The sequence below is a fragment of the Rhizobium aureum genome, from assembly GCF_030182495.1.
Classification (GTDB): domain Bacteria; phylum Pseudomonadota; class Alphaproteobacteria; order Rhizobiales; family Rhizobiaceae; genus Rhizobium; species Rhizobium tropici_C.
The window spans coordinates 66,204-83,534 of record NZ_JAQJCI010000025.1; the positions used below are offsets into that span (position 1 = coordinate 66,204).

At 60.5% G+C, this 17,331-nt stretch carries 16 protein-coding genes; 8 read left to right on the forward strand and 8 right to left on the reverse strand.

Annotation, left to right across the window (positions count from 1 at the left end):
• Positions 1 to 11: 11 nt before the first annotated feature.
• The 8 genes from PH552_RS31345 to PH552_RS31380 form a co-directional block, all read right to left on the reverse strand.
• Entirely contained in the window at positions 12 to 200 is a 189-nt protein-coding gene (locus PH552_RS31345) for a hypothetical protein (RefSeq protein ID WP_169646212.1), read from the reverse strand.
• Between the two features lie 194 nt (positions 201 to 394).
• Complete coding sequence (gene repC, locus PH552_RS31350; RefSeq protein ID WP_112340205.1) at positions 395 to 1,618, reverse strand: plasmid replication protein RepC; 1,224 nt, start codon at positions 1,616 to 1,618, stop codon at positions 395 to 397.
• A gap of 198 nt (positions 1,619 to 1,816) precedes the next feature.
• Positions 1,817 to 2,845: a plasmid partitioning protein RepB gene (repB, locus tag PH552_RS31355; protein ID WP_112340204.1), complete on the reverse strand. Its 1,029-nt coding sequence runs from the start codon at positions 2,843 to 2,845 to the stop codon at positions 1,817 to 1,819.
• Positions 2,842 to 4,065, reverse strand: coding sequence for a plasmid partitioning protein RepA (gene repA / locus PH552_RS31360; protein ID WP_112340203.1), 1,224 nt, complete (start codon positions 4,063 to 4,065; stop codon positions 2,842 to 2,844). The genes repB and repA overlap by 4 nt, the downstream gene beginning before the upstream one ends.
• A gap of 309 nt (positions 4,066 to 4,374) precedes the next feature.
• Complete coding sequence (locus tag PH552_RS31365) at positions 4,375 to 4,920, reverse strand: sarcosine oxidase subunit gamma family protein (protein WP_112340202.1); 546 nt, start codon at positions 4,918 to 4,920, stop codon at positions 4,375 to 4,377.
• Positions 4,913 to 7,843, reverse strand: a complete 2,931-nt coding sequence (locus PH552_RS31370) for a sarcosine oxidase subunit alpha family protein (RefSeq protein WP_112340201.1) — start codon at positions 7,841 to 7,843, stop codon at positions 4,913 to 4,915. Before PH552_RS31370 ends, PH552_RS31365 begins: the two co-directional genes overlap by 8 nt.
• Positions 7,840 to 8,118 (reverse strand): sarcosine oxidase subunit delta, encoded by a 279-nt coding sequence (locus PH552_RS31375; protein WP_112340200.1) that lies wholly within the window; start codon positions 8,116 to 8,118, stop codon positions 7,840 to 7,842. The genes PH552_RS31370 and PH552_RS31375 overlap by 4 nt, the downstream gene beginning before the upstream one ends.
• 12 nt (positions 8,119 to 8,130) lie before the next feature.
• On the reverse strand, positions 8,131 to 9,381 hold the full coding sequence (locus PH552_RS31380; RefSeq protein WP_112340199.1) for a sarcosine oxidase subunit beta family protein: 1,251 nt from the start codon (positions 9,379 to 9,381) through the stop codon (positions 8,131 to 8,133).
• A gap of 88 nt (positions 9,382 to 9,469) precedes the next feature.
• On the opposite strand from PH552_RS31380, the gene PH552_RS31385 reads away from it, so the two are divergent.
• The 8 genes from PH552_RS31385 to PH552_RS31420 form a co-directional block, all read left to right on the forward strand.
• Entirely contained in the window at positions 9,470 to 10,429 is a 960-nt protein-coding gene (locus tag PH552_RS31385) for a GlxA family transcriptional regulator (RefSeq protein WP_285166567.1), read from the forward strand.
• 78 nt (positions 10,430 to 10,507) lie between these two features.
• Positions 10,508 to 11,191 carry a helix-turn-helix domain-containing protein gene (locus PH552_RS31390; protein ID WP_112340197.1) on the forward strand — a complete coding sequence of 228 codons (684 nt, stop codon included), beginning with the start codon at positions 10,508 to 10,510 and terminating at the stop codon, positions 11,189 to 11,191.
• A 93-nt stretch (positions 11,192 to 11,284) separates the two neighbouring features.
• Positions 11,285 to 12,193, forward strand: coding sequence for a class II glutamine amidotransferase (locus PH552_RS31395; protein WP_112340246.1), 909 nt, complete (start codon positions 11,285 to 11,287; stop codon positions 12,191 to 12,193).
• Positions 12,194 to 12,224: 31 nt separating this feature from the next.
• Positions 12,225 to 12,911, forward strand: coding sequence for a GltB/FmdC/FwdC-like GXGXG domain-containing protein (locus PH552_RS31400; protein ID WP_112340196.1), 687 nt, complete (start codon positions 12,225 to 12,227; stop codon positions 12,909 to 12,911).
• Positions 12,912 to 12,926: 15 nt separating this feature from the next.
• Positions 12,927 to 14,255 carry an FMN-binding glutamate synthase family protein gene (locus PH552_RS31405; RefSeq protein ID WP_095438571.1) on the forward strand — a complete coding sequence of 443 codons (1,329 nt, stop codon included), beginning with the start codon at positions 12,927 to 12,929 and terminating at the stop codon, positions 14,253 to 14,255.
• 78 nt (positions 14,256 to 14,333) lie between these two features.
• On the forward strand, positions 14,334 to 15,641 hold the full coding sequence (gene glnT / locus PH552_RS31410; protein ID WP_112340195.1) for a type III glutamate--ammonia ligase: 1,308 nt from the start codon (positions 14,334 to 14,336) through the stop codon (positions 15,639 to 15,641).
• A gap of 99 nt (positions 15,642 to 15,740) precedes the next feature.
• Positions 15,741 to 16,625, forward strand: coding sequence for a formyltetrahydrofolate deformylase (gene purU, locus PH552_RS31415; protein WP_169644061.1), 885 nt, complete (start codon positions 15,741 to 15,743; stop codon positions 16,623 to 16,625).
• 3 nt (positions 16,626 to 16,628) lie between these two features.
• On the forward strand, positions 16,629 to 17,331 hold a 703-nt coding region (locus PH552_RS31420), incomplete at its 3' end, for a tetrahydrofolate dehydrogenase/cyclohydrolase catalytic domain-containing protein (protein WP_285166568.1).

Below are 17,331 nucleotides of genomic sequence, written 5' to 3' on the forward strand. Positions count from 1 at the left end.
GGGCATCAAAGTCAGGCGTTATCGCGCAGCATCAACCCCCAATGCTTACGAGGACCGATATGAAAAACCTGCTTCTTGCTTCCGCCATAGCCCTGGCATCCGTCGTTGCCGTTAGTGCTCCGTCCCAGGCGGCTCCGTTCCACCGCCATCATCATCGTGACTGCTTCGTCAAGACCGTGAAGCACAAGGTTCATGGTCATTGGGTTATTCGCAAGGAACGCGTCTGCCGTTAAGTCCGCATTTGTGATCGAACATCTTCGATCGCATCCCTCGGCCACAGCTCAATACTCCGGCTGTGGCCCTATTGTTTGTGGGAAAGACAAGCGGTCAATCTGTCGTCGCGCCAACCCCGTCCTGGCCCGCAGCAAACAGAGCATATCCAGAAGCGATGAGTTCATGAGGCTTTTCCCGTCACATAGTCGCCATGGCCGTTTGCTCTGAGCAAAGCGATAATTGCCGGCCCGACAGAGAACTCGCCGCGCTTCGCCTTCATCGTGAGGTCCCGCAGGTAGGCACCGGCGGAATTGATGTGTCCCGACCGCTCAAGAATGCAGGCGACCGTTGTTGCGGCATTCTCAGCTCCCATCGTTTCGCAGGCTTCCTGATAGGCCGAAGGGCTGACGCCCAGCATCGATCGAACCACGACTGCGGCAGACATCAGCTCCCGCCAATTGCCGATGGCCCCATTCGGCCCGTAGGCAGTAATTTCCGGGCAAGCTTTCAGCACCAAACCCAATGGGAACGTTCGCATCGTCTCGCTGTGCAGCCGGCTTTTCCTCTCGGGCATCGCTCCCAGCTCTTTTCGAGAGCTTGGTTCAAGTTCATAAATGGATTCGGGATTCGAACTCTGTATGTGACGCTCAATATGAGCATCATTGGTGCTATTTTTTGTAGCTTTTTGCTGGTTTTCCAGAAGGTTGACGATCTCGTTTCGCAGAAGCTCCATCTCTTCGAGGATGCCGGCAACCTCTGACATCGTGGGAGAGCGCGGAATGTGCCCGACGAGGCGGGTATAAACATCTTCGATCATTGCCCAGTTGCCCGCGACACCTTCCTCGATCGCGGCCGTAATGAGCTTTCGCACATCGCGCCGGCAGATCGTCAGGCTTTCCTTGGCACGTCGGAATGCGAGGCGATCTGCTGCCACCTTCTGCGCCATGCCTGCAAGTTCCTCTGCCCGCAGCAGAAGCGGCGAGATGTCGAAGCCGAAAGCGTTCTCGATTTCACCCGTCCTGTCCTTCCTGGCATAGCGCTTGCCATTGGCGCTGTCCTTGCGAACGATCAGTCCAGCCTCGACGAGAAGCGCGAGATGCCTGCGAAGCGTAGCCCCGGCAATGCCGTGGGCGCGCAAGGTCAGCTGCGCATTGGAAGGGAAGACGATAAGCTGCGCATCCTGGCGCAGCTCGTTATCGGGATAAAAACTCAGCAATGCATCGAGCACCGCCAGGCTACGATCCTGCAATCCCAGCAGCTCTCTGGCCTCGGACGCATCCCGAAAGACCTTCCACTTGTCAGCCGTCTTGCCAGGCGCGATTTCAGCCGTAGCGACCTGCCGCAGCACCAGGGCAAGCGACATCGGCCGCCGCCCAAAGGGCGTCGTTACACTTCCATTCTGCATTTCCCTCACCCTCGTAAGGCAAAAGAAATCCGCTCACCAAAAAAACGGTGCCAAAAACTCTTGACTGGGATTCGTGGAAATGCGATTCTTCAGTTGCTACATTGAAGAGAAGGCTTCCACGACGGCAACGTTTGGGGGCCTTTTTTCTTTTGCTAGACTTCCTTTCCGATCTGAAAAAACCCTGACAGGTGTCAGGGGTTACGACTTTTTCCGGCGAGTGAAGCGCTCGACCAGGTCGGGCAACTCCTCCTCGATAAACTTTATGAATTCTGTTCCCAGCTTACCCTCGCCGGAGATCCGCATCTCACGCGGCGATATCACGCACGCTCCCAGCCTCGTTCCCGACGCATCGGAAATCGGCACCTGGGTGTTGCGAGAACCGGCGCGGGGCTTGATCGCATTCAACGCCAGCTGGAATCTTTCGTCCGAGGTTTCCTTTGTCTCATTTGCATCGGACAGGGCGGCGCGAACCACCTGCAGCGCATCCGGCTGTGCGGAAACGGCCTTGACCAGTTCCAGCCAACGTGGACGGCCGACTTTCGGCGCTCTGCCGATCGCTTCGATCACATCGGCCGGAATTGCCCGATAGACGCTGCGCATCCGCGCCAGCTCGGCATCCTCGATCGAGAGTGCCGCATAGATGTGCCGCGCCTTGATGCCGGCATCGTCCATGCGCGAGGCGAACAACGCGCGCTCGATCCATGTCAGATCCTGCCTGTTGGCATTCTCGATGCCCTGCGCGAGAACGAGATCGAGATCCGAAATCTCGACTTCTATGGCCCGGACGCTACGGCCGAGCTCTAGAGCAGCTCGCCATCTGCGATGACCATAGACCACCTGATATCGGTCGGCCGAAGACGGATGTCTCCGGACCTGGATCGGAACCTTCTGGCCTTCCTCCTCGATCGAGCGCTTGAATGTCTCGAAATCATGCGGATTGTCGTCCGGCAGACGATCCGGATAGGGGGATGGATCGATGATGTGAGGATCCAGATCCTGGATCCAGCCTTCACCGGATTCGACGATGGCCCGCAACCGGTCACGTTCCGCGCGAATGTCGCCAATGGCACGATGCGCGGCCCCGATGACGCCTGCGCCGACACGACCGGGCTGTGCTGCGGGGGCAGGGGCAGGCGAAGGCTGTTCAATAGCAGCGTCGCTACCTTCCAACTCGGCAGAAAGAAGACCGAAACTTGCGACGATCGATTTCCTTGGGCTCTTGCTCATCCACGCCCCCAACTTGCGTTGATGAGTTGAACGATCGCCTCGTTGACCGCATCCACGGCTTCCCGCGCGCGCTTCTGCGTATCGCGACCGATCTGGCCCATCTCGAGTTCGTAAACGGAGCGTTTGGCAAGACCGGCAGCCTCGACGGCAGTGCTTTCGATCGCCGTCGGCAACAGGACATCGGAACCGAACAGATGGCGCAGCATTGCAACCACCTGCGACTGCGGCGCGTCGTTTGGATCGTGGCGCGTGACCAGATAGCGAATGAAGTCCTGGTCGAGCTGGGCGCCGCTTTCATTGAGCACGTTGATCAGATCGCCCATCATCAGCAGGAATTGGCTCATCGACGCGACATCCAGCATGGCCGGATGCACGGTGATGATCATGCTTGTCGCCGCGTAGATCGCGCTCAGCGTCAGGAAGCCGAGCGAAGGAGGCGTATCCAGGATGACGATATCGTAATCTGCTTCGACTTCGGCAAGCGCAAGCTTGAGCCGCTCGAAAAAGATGGCGCCGGCACCCGATTTCTGCGCCAGAACACGAGGGGTCTCATGTTCATATTCCATGACCTCCAGATTGCCCGGAATGAGGTCGATGCCATCGAAATAGGTCTTGCGGATGATCTCGCGGATCGACCGTCTTTCGGACTGGTCATATCTCAAGGCTGCATAGATGGTTTCGTTTGCACCGACATCGACTTCCGGCTGCGCTCCGAACATGGCCGAAAGCGACGCTTGCGGATCGAGGTCGAGCGCAAGGACGCGATAGCCGTGAAGCGCAAGATAATGCGCGAGATGAACGCTGGTGGTCGTCTTGGCGCTGCCGCCCTTGAAATTGGCGATCGCCAACACTTGAAGATGTTCGCCCGGGCGGCGGCGCGGCAGGAACCGCAGGGCATCGGACGGCTTCTGCTTTGCAAACAATTCACGCAATTCATTGATCTGTGCGAGTGTGTAGACCCGATGGTTGTTCTCCAACCGGCTCGGCGAAGGCCCCCGTCCCTCGCTCGACATCAGTTTCAGGGTCGAATCCGGGATCGATGTCAGCTTGGACACTTCATTGGTCAGGAACTGCCGGAGTATTTTTTCGGACTTCGGCGGATACATCCGGGTTCTGAGCTGCTGCAACTGGCCCGACAGCAGGTTTGCATGGCGCGCAATTTTGCCGCCTGCATCTTCCTTGGAAGGAGCTATTGTCTCCATGCGCTCTGCTATCGCCATTTGTCCCTCTTGGCGGCTCAATGCCGGTTTGCCGACCTATGCCCGACAAAAGGTAGAACACGATTCTGTCAGACCGTCCAGAGATTAAGGCGTAATGGCTGATCAGCGTATGACGAAATCATGTCAGGCTGAAGATATTTAGCTATTTGATTCCATTATATTTATTTCGTCGCATCGTAACAGTTGCCCGATACGTTTACTCACACTTTTGGTAGCAAAACGCGAGATATAACTGAATTGGCAACGCTCTCGATATCGGTGCGGACGGCACGGCTGGAGCGAATCACTGCCCTCGGCGGGCAATGTCGTTCAGGCTGTAAGGCGCTTGGCGCCATGGGCAAGAGCCAGTGCCTCGAGCTCTTCATGAAGTGATTCCGCAAAACTGCGCAGCACCGTCAGCTCGAAATCATCCGCACCGGTGCGCGTGAGCTGGATGGAGATGTGACCAAAGAGCGTCATCGCCGTGCTTCCCACAGGAAAGGCTGATGGATGCAGATCGACCGCCGTGCCTTTGTTGAGCACTCGAGTGGCATTGAGGCCCGAGACGCGGATACGGATACGGCCATGGCTCTGGTCGCAGATGAAGGCGCGGCCCGCAAGCGCTCCGGTCAATGCCCGCAGGTGAATATCGGAAAGCCGATCATTGCCGGTGATGAACCATTGCCGGTACCCGGCCGGGCGCACGGAGCTTTCCTTGAGGCCGGCCGCCAGAAGATGCGCCTCGATCTCCTCTCTCGTCGTCGTGCCCATCACATGCAGGAGGTGCCTCTCGGGCAGGGCTTCCAGCCGGATGGTGTCGCCACCCACAGTGGCCTTGCCGGCCAGAACCGGTCTATATATGGGCAAATCAGGCATGGAGCTTCTCGTTCTGAGGGTCGACGAAGACGGGGCTGCAGATCACCGCGTTCGTGTATTCATCTCTAAGGCCGTTCCAGACGGTGATCTTCTCGCCGATGCGCTCCGGTCCGTTCTTGACCAGGGCCAACCCGATCGTATGACCGAGGGTCGGTGAAAAGGCGCTTGACGTGACATAGCCCTGGTCGTTTTCGAGCGCCGCCGCCGCGCCATCCGCAAGGATATGAGCGCCGGTGCGGAAACTCGTGGCCGCATCCAGCGGCTTGATGCCGACGAGGCGCGGACGATCGGCGGCCTGAAGCCCCTCGCGGGCAAGCATCGCCTTGCCGATGAAATCGGGCTTCGTCGTCGAGACCATTCGGGCAAAGCCGAGATCGCCTGGCGTCACCGTGCCGTTGATCTCGGCATGGGTGACATGGCCTTTCTCGATGCGCAGGACGCCGAGTGCTTCGGCGCCATAGGGGCAGATCTCATGTTTCTGGCCCGCCTGCATGATGGCATCGGCGACGGACTCGCCAAAGGCCGCCGGCACCCCAAGTTCGTAGGCAAGCTCGCCGGAAAAGGATATGCGGAAAAGCCGGCCCTCGAGCTTGCCCCCGAATAGCGAAACCGTGCGTGCGCTCATGAAGGGGAAGGCGGCATCGGAGATGTCCTCGTCGACGATCTCGGAAAGGATCGCCCGCGATTTCGGGCCTGCTACCGCCATCTGCGCCCATTGGTCGGTCGAGGAGGCAAAATAGACCTCGAGCTCGGGCCAGAGCGTCTGGGCGCAGAATTCCAGATGCGTCAGCACGCCAGCGGCAAGCGCCGTCGTCGTAGTCATGAAGAAATGATCGTCGCTCAATCGGCTGGTGGTGCCGTCGTCATAGATCATGCCGTCTTCGCGCAGCATGATGCCGTAGCGTGCCTTGCCGACGGGCAGCTTGGCAAAGCCGTTGCAGTAGATGCGGTCGAGGAAGGTCGCCGCGTCCCTGCCGAAGATCTCGATCTTGCCGAGCGTCGACACATCGCAGATGCCGGCATTCCTGCGGATGTTCAGCACTTCGCGATCCACACTTTCGCGCCAGGTTTTTTCACCCTCGCGCGGAAACCAGGAGGAGCGATACCAAAGGCCGGTCTCCACGAAGATCGCGCCATTCTTCTTTGCCCACTGGTGTAAAGGGGATTTGCGCGCGGGTTGGAAGTGCTTGCCGCGCGAGGCGCCCGTCAGCGCCCCGAAAGAGACCGGCGTATAGAAGGGACGAAACGTCGTGGTGCTGACTTCGGCCGGGGAGACACCGCGGGCCTCGGCGAGGATGCCAATGGCATTGATATTGGAGAGCTTGCCCTGATCGGTCGCCATGCCATTGGTCGTATAGCGCTTGGCAAGCTCGACATCGCCATAGCCTTCGCGAACGGCAAGGCCGAGATCCTTGAGGTGCACGTCGTTCTGATAGTCGACGAAAGCCTTGCCCTTGCCGCCGTTGACGAACCAGAGTGGCTTGGCAGCCGGCAATGTCTCCTCCGTTGACGCAAAGGCGGGGGCGATCTCTCCGAAGCCGATTGCCTCCAGTGCCTCGGCAGCTTTGATTGCTCCGTCGCCAAGGCAGCTATCGGTGGAGGCAAGGCCAGCCGCGGAGCCGGCAATCAGCAGGCCATCCTGTCTTTCCGGCGCGAGGAAGGCCGCATGCTTTTCCGACCAGACCGGCTTGGCACCGCGATGGCAGGCGAGATGGATGATCGGGCTCCAGCCGCCGGACATGGCGAGGGCATCGGCATCGATCTCCTGTATGCCCGAGCCGCTCGCAATCTTGACCCGGCGGACGCGCTTGGTGCCCACCGCATCGATGATGCAAGCGCCGGTCAGCACCCGCGCCCTGCCGTTCCAATGTTCGCCATCGGCGCGCGTATCGACGATGGCGGCCACGCCGACGCCTGCGGCCTCGAGGTCGGCGGCGGTGCGGTAGCCGGAACTGTTTGTCGTGAAGACCACGGTGCTTTTGCCGGGAGCGATGGCCTGCCGGTTCAGATAGCTGCGCATGGCGCCTGATATCATCACGCCTGGAATGTCATTGCCGCCGAAGACAAGCGGCCGCTCCTCGGCACCGGTCGCAAGGATCGCCTGCTTGGCGATGATACGCCAAAGGCGTTCGACCGGCTGGTGTGGATCGGGTGCCGCCACATGCTTCTGCACGCGTTCGACCGCGCCGAAGACATTGTCGTCATACCAGCCGATAACCGTCGTGCGCGGCAGGCATTGCACATTCGGCAGGCCGTCGAGTTCGTCCAACATATCCTTGAGGGACGAGCTGCGTTCTGAGAGCAAACTGCCGCCGAGAGCAAAGCCTTCGTCAGCGAGAATGACGCGCGCGCCGGCGCGCCCCGCCGTCAGCGCCGCAGCAAGGCCCGCAGGCCCGGCGCCGATCACGAGCAGATCGCAATGTGCCCAGCTTTTCTCATAGGAATCGGGATCGACCTCATAAGAGGCCTTGCCGAGACCGGCGGCCTTGCGGATCAGCGGTTCATAGACCTTCTCCCAGAAGGCGGCCGGCCACATGAAGGTCTTGTAGTAGAAGCCGGCGCTGAGGAAAGGTGACAGCAGGCGGTTGACAGCGCCGACATCGAAGGCGAGCGAGGGCCAGCGGTTCTGGCTGCGCGCGATCAGCCCGTCATGAAGCTCGATCATCGTGGCACGGGTGTTGGCTTCCGTGCGACCGCCGATACCGGTCGTGACAAGTGCATTGGGTTCGGCGGTACCCGCCGTCAGAATGCCACGCGGTCGGTGATATTTGAAGCTGCGGCCAACGAGCTGGATGCCGTTGGCGAGCAGGGCGGAGGCGAGCGTGTCGCCGGGATGACCCGTCAAATTCCGGCCGTCGAAACGGAAGGCAACGGTTTTGGAGCGGTCTATCAAGCCGCCGGAGGAGAGGCGATAGCTGCTCATGCGCCGCCTCCAAGCTTGGCAAGCGCCGCGTCGCTGACGCCATGAACCTTGTGGGTAACTGTGTCACGTTCGACGATCAGCCAGCGGCGGCAGCCGGAGGAATGGTGCCAATATTCATTGTGCCGCCCCTTGGGGTTGTCGCGCAGATAGACGTAGTCGTACCAGTCTTCCGCACCGGCATCTGGAGCAGGGCGGCGGAGGCTTGCATCGCCCTTGATGGTGAATTCTTCCTTGGGACGTGTGCCGCAGTGAGGGCAGGAAATCAGGCTTGCCATCGTGTCATGTCCTCAATGCAGGTTCGGTTGGGCGCCGACGCCCTTCTCATCGATCTGATAGCCGCGCCGAAAGCGATCGAGGCGCAGCTGCGTCGCCGTCTCATGCGGCTCGTTGCGGGCGATCAGATGGGCGTAGCAGTAGCCCGACGCCGGCGTGGCCTTGAAGCCGCCGTAACACCAGCCGGCGTTCAGATAGAGATTGTCGATATGGGTCCGGTCGATGATCGGGGAGCCGTCCATGCTCATGTCCATGACGCCACCCCATGTGCGCAGATAGCGCACGCGCGTCAGTGCCGGGATCATCGCAACGCCGGCTTCAGCGACATGTTCGACAGTCGCGAGGTTGCCACGCTGGGCGTAGGAATTGTAGCCGTCGATATCGCCGCCGAAGACGAGACCGCCTTTGTCGGATTGCGAGACATAGAAATGTCCGGCGCCGAAGGTGACGACGCAATCGATGAACGGCTTCAGGCCTTCGGAGACGAAAGCCTGCAGCACATGGCTTTCGATCGGCAGGCGCAGCCCCGCCATGTCGGCGACGACGGTAGAATTGCCGGCGGCCGCCAGCGCCAGCTTGCCGCAGCCGATGAAGCCCTTCGTGGTCTCGACGCCAAGGACCCGGCCACTGTCGGAACGAATACCGGTCACTTCGCAGCCGGTGATGATGTCGACGCCACGGCTGTCGGCGCCGCGGGCATAGCCCCAGGCGACTGCGTCATGGCGCACGGTGCCGCCGCGCTGCTGCAATAGGCCGCCCATGATCGGGAAGCGCGCGTTTTCGAAATCCAGGAAGGGCAGCTTTTTGCGAACGGCTTCGCGATCGAGCAGCTCGGCATCGACGCCGTGCAGGCGCATGGCATTGCCGCGCCGGGTATAGGCGTCGCGCTGCGCATCCGAATGAAAGAGATTGAGCACGCCACGCTGCGAGACCATGGCGTTGAAATTGAAATCCTGCTCAAGCCCCTCCCAGAGCTTCATCGAGAGCTCGTAAAAGGGATTGTTGCCGGGCAACAGGTAGTTCGAGCGGATGATCGTGGTGTTGCGGCCGATATTGCCCGAGCCGAGATAGCCCTTTTCCAGCACCGCGACGTTGGTGATGCCGAAGGTCTTGGCGAGATAATAGGCGGTTGCTAGCCCATGACCGCCGCCACCGACGATGATGACGTCATAATGCGGTTTCGGTTGCGGCTCGCGCCAGGCGGGCGCCCAGCCTGTGTTGCCGCGAAGACCGTTGAGGAAAACAGAGAAAGCCGAATAGCGCATAGTTCGATCCGCTTTAAATTGCATCCATGATGACAGAGTGAAAAATGCAGACTTGCCTGATTGGGACCTTTTTCAGTAGAAAAGGGACATGGCTCCAATCGATGCACGAAATAGCCAATCCATCGGCTTCATCCTGATTCCGGGATTCGCACTGATGTCCTATGCTTCGGCTAGCGAGCCGCTGCGGGCGGCCAATCTTCTGGCCGGGCGCGAAATCTATCGATTGTCGATCTTTTCGCCGGACGGCACCCCGGCGGTATCCTCTGGCGGTGTACCGGTGCCGGCCGACCCTCTCCCGGGTCGCGGATCCGGCCTCGGCACGGTCTTCGTCTGCGCCGGCGGATCGCCGCGCGATTGGCATTATCCCACGGTTTTCGCCTGCCTTCGCCAGCTCGCACGAGAAGGAGTGCGCATCGGTGGCATCTCCGGCGGTCCCTATCTGCTTGCCGCCGCCGGGCTTCTGGCCGAGCGCGATTTCACCATTCATTGGGAACATGCACCCGCCTTGCTCGAAGCCTTTCCAACACTGTCGCCGCGCCAGGCGCGCTTCGTGATCGACGGCAATCGCATCACCTGCGGCGGCGGCATCGCGCCGCTCGACATGATGCATGTTTTGATATCAGAGCGCATGGGGGCCGATTTCGCCCGGCGTGTCAGCGACTGGTATCTGCACACCGAAGTCGGCGAGCCTGCGGCGCCGCAGCGCGGGTCGCTCGCCGAACGCTATGGCGTTCACCATCCAGGTTTGCTGAGCGTGCTCGAAAAAATGGAAGAGACGATCGAGATGCCGCTCGACCGCAAGGCCATGGCGCGGATTGCCGGTGTCACGCCGCGTCATCTCGACCGGCTGTTTGCCGCTCATCTCGGCTCGACATTCCTCGATCAATATCGGCGGATACGCCTGCAGCATGCCCGGCGGCTTCTGGAGCAAAGTCCGCTTTCGATTTCCGAAATCGCCATCGCCACCGGCTTTTCCAGCGGCGCACATTTCTCCAGAGCCTATCGCTCGCTTTATGGCATGGCTCCCGGCGAAACCCGCCACGGCTGATTTTCGTCGTAGTTGAGAAAATTTCACTGGGAGGATAGAGTTCTTCCCAGCAAGCCCTGCCGGCAAAAAGGATACGGAATGAAAACCAAGGCAGACAGTGTATCGGCCGACGACCAATCCCATGCTGGACGGTCGGCCTTCTCCCAAAATCCGCATGCGGTGCGCGAGCCGAAGGAAAACAATCTCGAAATGGCGATCGGCCACGAGGTTCGCGCCTATCGCAAGAAGCTCGGCATCACGGTGACGGATCTCGCCGCCGCGACGGGGATCTCGCTCGGCATGCTGTCGAAGATCGAGAACGGCAATATCTCGCCGTCGCTGACGACGCTGCAATCGCTGTCGCGCGCGCTCGGCGTACCCTTGACCGCATTCTTCCGTCGCTATGAAGAGCCGCGCAATGCCGTTTTCGTCAAGGCCGGCCAGGGCGTCGAGCTGGAGCGCCGTGGCACGCGCGCAGGCCATCAGTATAATCTCCTCGGCCATATCGACAACAATTCGAGCGGCGTTATCGTCGAGCCTTATCTCATCACCCTGACGGCGGATTCGGACGTCTTCCCGACGTTCCAGCACGAGGGCATGGAGTTCCTTTATATGCTCGAGGGTGAGGTCATGTACCGCCACGGCGATCAGCTCTACCCCATGCAGCCGGGCGACAGCCTCTTCTTCGATGCGGATGCGCCGCATGGCCCGGAGGTGCTGGTGAAACTGCCGGCCAAATACCTGTCGATCATCAGCTATCCACAAAGAGGCAAGACCGACTGACTTGCCTTAAAAGAAAAATTTATTCTTTTGAGTTGAAAAACCGCATTGGACCTGATAGCCATTTTTGCAGATGCGAAAACGGAGGGTTTGGGCATGTGCGGAATTGTCGGTCTTTTCTTGAAGGATAAGGCGCTGGAGCCGAAACTCGGCGCGCTTTTGTCTTCCATGCTGATCACGATGACCGATCGCGGACCCGATAGCGCGGGCATCGCGATCTACGGCAACGATAATGGCAACACTGCGAAGATAACCGTTCAGTCGGCCGATCCGGAAAAGGATTTCGACGGGCTGGAATATGAACTCCGGCGCGCGCTCGACGTCCCGGTATCCGTCGTGGTCAAGAGCACGCATGCGGTCATCACCCTTGCCAAGGACAAGCTTGACGAGGGTAGGGCGGCCCTAGCGGCATCACGTCCGAATATCCGCGTCATGAGCAGCGGCGATACCGTCGAGATCTATAAGGAGGTCGGCCTGCCGAAGGACGTGGTCTCCCGCTTTGGCGTCACCGCCATGTCCGGCACGCACGGCATCGGCCATACGCGCATGGCGACGGAATCGGCCGTGACCACGCTCGGCGCCCATCCCTTCTCCACCGGCTCGGACCAATGCCTGGTTCACAACGGTTCGCTCTCGAACCACAACAACCTGCGCCGCGAGCTGAAGCGCGAGGGCATGGTCTTCGAAACGGAAAACGATACAGAGGTGGCCGCTGCCTATCTGACGGCCGAGATGGCGAAAGGCAAGGATCTCGGGGCGGCGCTCGAAAGCGCTGTCGACGATCTTGACGGCTTCTTCACCTTCGTCGTCGGCACCAAGTCGGGTTTCGGCGTCGTTCGCGATCCCATCGCCTGTAAGCCGGCCGTCATGGCCGAGACTGACCAGTATGTCGCCTTCGGCTCAGAATATCGCGCGCTCGTCAATCTCCCGGGCATCGAGGATGCCCGGATCTGGGAGCCGGAGCCGGCGACCGTTTATTTCTGGGATCACGAAAAGGCTGCCTGATCAGAAGCGCCGCAATCGAGAGAGATCTTACATGCCAGTTTTCGACCTGTCCGTCACGCCGCTGCGCGAACTCAACAGTGCCCTTCATGGCCTTGCCCCGGGCGCCAACGATCTAGCCTTTGAAGTCGTCAACCCGCGCGGCCATCATGCAGTGGCCGCCGGCATAGACGCGCCCGTCACCGTCGATATCAAGGGCTCCGTCGGCTATTACTGCGCCGGCATGAACGATGGCGGCAATGTCACCATCCACGGTTCGGCTGGTCCGGGCGTTGCGGAAAACATGATGTCCGGCACCGTTGTCATCGAAGGCGATGCCAGCCAGTATGCCGGGGCGACCGGGCAGGGTGGCCTGCTTGTCATCAAGGGCAATGCCGCCTCGCGTTGCGGCATATCGATGAAGGGCATCGACATCGTCGTCTACGGCAATATCGGCCATATGTCCGCCTTCATGGGGCAGTCCGGCCATCTCGTCGTGCTCGGTGACGCCGGCGATGCGCTGGGCGACAGCCTCTATGAGGCCAAGCTCTTCGTCCGTGGTTCGGTGAAAAGCCTCGGCTCCGATTGCATCGAAAAGGAGATGCGCCCGGAACACCTGCAAAAGCTCTCCGAGCTTCTGGAAAAGGCCGGCGTGCGCGGCGTCAGGCCGGAGGAATTCAAGCGCTATGGATCGGCGCGCAAGCTCTATAATTTCAATATCGACAATGCCGACGCGTACTAAGGCGAAGGGGACCTCATGAGCTACCACAATCCGCACACGCCGCCGCGCAAGTCCGCGACTTTCGACGATCATACGCTGGCGGAAATCCGCCGTGCGGCGGCGACGGGCATTTACGACATTCGCGGCGCCGGCACGAAGCGCAAGGTGCCGCATTTCGACGACCTATTGTTTCTCGGCGCGTCGATATCGCGCTATCCGCTCGAAGGTTATCGCGAGAAGTGCGATACGACCGTCGTCCTCGGCAGTCGTTTCGCCAAAAAGCCGATCACGCTGAAGACCCCCATTACCATTGCCGGCATGAGCTTCGGCGCGCTTTCCGGCAACGCCAAGGAAGCCCTTGGCCGCGGTGCCACACTTGCCGGTACGTCGACGACGACCGGCGACGGCGGCATGACGGACGAGGAGCGCGGCCATTCGCAGACGCTGGTCTATCAGTATCTCCCCTCGCGCTACGGCATGAACCCTAGGGATCTTCGCCGCGCCGACGCAATCGAAGTCGTTGTGGGCCAAGGCGCCAAGCCCGGCGGCGGCGGCATGCTGCTCGGCCAGAAGATCTCCGATCGTGTCGCCAACATGCGCAATCTGCCGAAGGGCATCGATCAGCGTTCGGCCTGCCGCCATCCGGATTGGACCGGTCCGGACGATCTCGAAATCAAGATCATGGAATTGCGCGAGATTACCGATTGGGAAAAGCCGATCTATGTGAAGGTCGGCGGCGCACGCCCTTATTACGATACCGCTCTTGCCGTGAAGGCCGGTGCCGATGTCGTGGTGCTTGACGGCATGCAGGGCGGCACGGCCGCGACCCAGGACGTCTTCATCGAGAATGTCGGCATGCCGACGCTCGCCTGTATTCGCCCCGCCGTGCAGGCGTTGCAGGATCTCGGCATGCATCGCAAGGTGCAGCTGATCATCTCCGGCGGCATTCGCTCCGGAGCCGATGTGGCCAAGGCCTTGGCGCTGGGTGCGGATGCAGTTGCCATCGGTACGGCGGCGTTGGTCGCGATCGGCGACAACGATCCCAAATGGGAAGAAGAATATCAGAAGCTCGGTACGACGGCCGGCGCCTATGACGACTGGCACGAGGGCAAGGACCCGGCTGGTATCACGACGCAGGACCCGGAGCTCGCAAGCCGGCTCGATCCGATTGCTGCGGGCCGGCGCCTTGCCAACTATCTCAAGGTGATGACGCTGGAAGCGCAGACGATCGCGCGCGCCTGCGGCAAAAATCACCTGCACAATCTGGAGCCGGAGGATCTCTGTGCGCTGACGATGGAAGCCGCCGCCATGGCGCAGATTCCGCTCGCCGGCACCAACTGGTACCCGGGCAAGGGAGGCTTTTAAGATACCGGCCGGGCCTGAGAGGTCCGGCCGCCGCATGCATCATCGAAGTGTCTCGAAGAAATCCAAAGGGGAACGAGAATGACACTGGATCTTGCTGCCTTTGCAAAGGACAAAGGCATCAAATATTTCATGATCAGTTATACGGATCTTTTTTCCGGCCAGCGCGCCAAGCTGGTGCCGGCGCAGGCGATCGCCGGTATGCAGGAGGAGGGCGCCGGCTTTGCCGGTTTTGCCACCTGGCTCGACATGACGCCCGCCCATCCTGATCTTTTTGCCGTACCCGATGCCTCCTCCGTCATCCAACTCCCATGGAAGAAGGATGTTGCCTGGGTCGCGGCCGATTGCATGATGGAGGGCGAACTGGTCGCCCAGGCGCCACGCAACGTCTTGAAGAAGCTCGTGAAAGAAGCGGAAGCCGCGGGCAAGCGCGTCAAGACCGGCGTCGAGGCCGAATTCTTCCTGATCACGGCCGATGGCTCCAAGATTTCCGACGAATACGACACGGCGGAAAAGCCCTGCTATGACCAGCAGGCCGTCATGCGCCGCTATGACGTCATCTCCGAGATCTGCGACTATATGCTGGAGCTCGGCTGGGGCGCCTATCAGAACGACCACGAGGATGCCAACGGCCAGTTCGAGATGAACTGGGAATTCGACGATGCCCTGAAGACGGCGGACAAGCACTCCTTCTTCAAGTTCATGGTCAAGTCGATTGCCGAAAAGCATGGCCTCAGGGCGACATTCATGCCGAAGCCTTTCAAGGGGCTCACGGGCAACGGTTGCCATTGCCATATTTCCGTATGGAGCAATGATGGCAGGACCAATGTCTTTGCCGACAGGGAAGCCGAATTTGGCCTGTCGGCCGAGGGCAAGCATTTCCTTGGCGGCATCATGAAACATGCCTCGTCGCTGGCGGCGATCACCAATCCGACGGTCAATTCCTACAAGCGCATCAATGCGCCGCGCACGACATCGGGTGCCACCTGGTCTCCCAATACCGTGACATGGACCGGCAACAACCGCACCCATATGGTGCGCGTGCCCGGTCCCGGCCGCTTCGAGTTGCGCCTGCCCGATGGTGCCGTCAATCCCTACCTGCTGCAGGCGGTCATCATCGCCGCCGGCCTCGACGGCCTGCGCAGCAAGGCCGATCCCGGGCCGCATCACGATATCGACATGTATGCGGAGGGTCATCTCGTGAAGGATGCGCCGCGCCTGCCGCTCAATCTGCTCGATGCGCTGCGTGCCTATGACGAGGATGAGGGGCTGAAGCAGGCGATCGGTTCGGAATTCTCCGACGCCTATCTGAAACTCAAGCATCAGGAATGGAACGCCTACTGCTCGCATTTCACGCAGTGGGAACGCGACAGCACGCTCGATATCTGAGTGCAGAGTGAAAAGATGCCCTTAAGGGATCAGGTGCCGGGGTACGATCCCCCGGCACGACGGCGGAATTTTGGCCGCAGACGGCGGAGGAAGATCAGCATGACGAGCTATGTATTGACAGTGACGTGCCAATCGACGCGTGGGATCGTTGCGGCGATCTCGAACTATCTGGCCGAGCAGGGCTGCAACATCGTCGATTCCAGCCAGTTCGACGATCTCGATACCGGCAAGTTCTTCATGCGCGTCTCCTTCATCTCGGAGGAAGGTGTCGGCGGGCCGGCGCTTGCCGAAGGCTTCAAGCCGATCGCCGAGAAGTTCGCCATGGATGCGGAGATCCACGATGCCAAGAAGCGCATGAAGGTGCTGCTCATGGTCTCGCGCTTCGGCCATTGCTTGAACGACCTGCTCTACCGCTGGAAGATCGGCGCGCTGCCGATCGACATCGTCGGCGTCGTCTCCAACCATTTCGACTACCAGAAAGTGGTCGTCAATCACGACATCCCCTTCCACCACATCAAGGTGACGAAGGACAACAAGCCGCAGGCCGAAGCCCAGCTTTTGGAACTGGTCGAGCAGACCGGCACCGAACTCGTGGTGCTGGCCCGCTACATGCAGGTTCTGTCGGATGCGCTGTGCCGGAAGATGTCGGGCCGCATCATCAACATCCACCATTCCTTCCTGCCGTCCTTCAAGGGGGCGAACCCCTACAAGCAGGCCTATGAGCGCGGCGTGAAGCTGATCGGGGCGACGGCGCATTATGTGACGGCCGATCTCGACGAGGGTCCGATCATCGAGCAGGACACGGCGCGCATCACGCATGCGCAGTCGGCCGAGGATTATGTCTCGATCGGCCGCGATGTCGAAAGCCAGGTTCTCGCCCGTGCCATCCATGCCCATATCCACTATCGCACCTTCCTCAACGGCAACCGCACCGTCGTCTTCCCGGCAAGCCCGGGCTCCTATGCCTCCGAACGCATGGGGTGAGTGATGGCGCTCGCAACGGTGATCGACGGGAAACAAGCGGCCGCTTCGGTGATCGAGGCCGTGAAGGCTGCGGCGGCTGGGCTTGAGAGTGAGGCCGGTGTGAAGACCGGGCTTGCCGTCGTCATCGTCGGCGACGATCCGGCCAGCCACGCCTATGTGAACTCCAAGAGCAAGATGGCGAGGGAATGCGGCTTCAAGTCGGTCCAGCACACGCTGCCGGCGGAGACGACGCAGGAAGAACTGGCAAGGCTCGTGGCCTCGCTGAACGACGATCCGTCCATCCACGGCATTCTCGTGCAGCTGCCGCTGCCGAAGCATCTGAACTCCGATGCGATCATCCAGTCGATCAAGCCGGAAAAGGATGTCGATGGCCTGCATGTGGTCAATGCCGGCAAGCTTGCGACCGGCGATCTCGAAACCGGGCTGATCTCGTGCACGCCGGCCGGCGCCATGCTGCTGGTGCGTTCGATCCACGGCGAGGACCTGTCGGGTCTCAATGCCGTCGTCATCGGCCGCTCCAACCTGTTCGGCAAGCCGATGGCGCAATTGCTGCTTTCTGCCAATGCGACGGTCACGACGGCGCATTCGCGCACGAAGGATCTGGCTTCGGTCGCGAGGGGTGCCGATATTCTGGTGGCGGCCGTCGGCCGTCCGGAGATGGTCAAGGCCGACTGGATCAAGCCCGGCGCCACCGTCATCGATGTCG